Genomic DNA, 1,352 nt, shown 5'->3' on the forward strand with positions numbered 1-1,352 from the left:
GGCTCTCTCGCGTTTGGTGTGGTTGATCTTCACGCCGGTATCTGCTGAGCCGCATGCGTCCACGGATTCTTTGGCAGGTGTTTGAGCTTGGCGCAGATCAGGTAGCTGATAGCGATCAGGTGGCGGTCGGTGCCGTAGCCGCGCGCACGCGCCTTGGCCGCCTGGATGCGGCCGTTGAGCCCTTCGGCAAAGCCGTTGCTGAGGCCGGAGCGGAAGTGTTCGAGGATGCCGTCGCGGTGTTTCTTGATCGTGGCGGCAAGCCGCTTGAACGGTGTCAGCCGGCAGCGCCTGGCCCAACTGATCCAGCCGTCCAGCAGCGTCGTGGCTTGCGCGATGTCGCCGCCGTGCGAGAACACCTGGCGCAGCGCCTGCTTGAGCCGCCACGCACGCGCGGTCTGCAGGTTCGTGCGCTGCAGCCAGTGCATCTGGTCGATCTGCTTGCGCGTCCAGTTCGCCGCATCCTTGAGCGTGCCCCAGCGAATGTGTTTCAGGCCGTCCACCTGCTTGACCTCGGCGCGCCGTACCTGATCCAGCGCCTCGTTGGCCAGCGCCACCACGTGGAACGGATCGAAGCTGACCGTGGCGTTCGGGCAGTGTTCGCGTGTGCCTGCCTGGTAAGCCGCGCCCAAGTCCAGGCTGACGTCGGTGATCGCCTCGGCGTCGCCGCCGTGCGCCGCCAGGTCCTCGGCAAAGGTCTTGAACGTCGCCGCGTTGCGGCCCTGCACGGCGAACAGCAGGCGACGCGCGTCCAAGTCGCAGAACAGGGTCAGGAAGCGTTGCCCCTTGCGCGCGCTGCGCTCGTCCGCGCTGATACGGCGGACGCCCGAGTAGTCCTCCTGAGCGCGCGCCGCGTCGACATGGAAGTCCAGCACACGCCAGACCCGGTCGTCGGACACGCCCAGCAGCTGCGCCACCGCGCCCACCGGCATCTGCGTGCACAACGCGATGACAAAGGCCTCCAGCGTTTCCGTGAACCCCGCGCCCGCGCGTGCCCACGGCACCTCGACTTGCGTGGTCTTCTCGCACTCCCGGCAGCCGACGCGCGGCACGTTCGCCTCGATGATGGCCTTGTACTGGAAGAAGTGCAGGTGCTGCCATGTGCGCGGCAAACGGTCGTGAATGGGTTGGTCGGCGGCGCCGCATGCCGGACAGATCAGCCGCTTGGCCGTGTTCTCGACCTTGAACACGATGCGACCCGCCGCCTGTTGAAAGTCAACGTTGACCACGCGCCACGGCGAGGTGAGACCAAGAGCTTGTGTGAAGAGCATTTCCATCGGACAAGCCTGCCCTCAACACACCGTCCACTGCAAGATCCGGCGGCGGACGTCAACCACACCAAACGCGAGAGAGCC

Annotated in this window: 1 protein-coding gene; it reads right to left on the reverse strand. The window is 66.3% G+C overall.

Features of this window, described 5'->3' with window-relative positions; all coding sequences use genetic code 11:
* Window positions 1–29: 29 nt before the first annotated feature.
* The gene (locus tag AB7849_RS19465; RefSeq protein WP_369501566.1) at window positions 30–1,274 is read right to left on the reverse strand and encodes an ISL3 family transposase; all 1,245 of its coding nucleotides are present in this window, start codon (window positions 1,272–1,274) and stop codon (window positions 30–32) included.
* Window positions 1,275–1,352 lie beyond the last annotated feature (78 nt).

The sequence above is a fragment of the Rhodanobacter sp. FW021-MT20 genome, from assembly GCF_041107475.1.
Lineage (GTDB): Bacteria > Pseudomonadota > Gammaproteobacteria > Xanthomonadales > Rhodanobacteraceae > Rhodanobacter_A > Rhodanobacter_A glycinis.

Excerpts from the sequence above, each read along its gene's own strand:
- AB7849_RS19465 (WP_369501566.1), bottom strand. The coding sequence starts at position 1,274 with ATGGAAATGCTCTTCACACAAGCTCTTGGTCTCACCTCGCCGTGGCGC.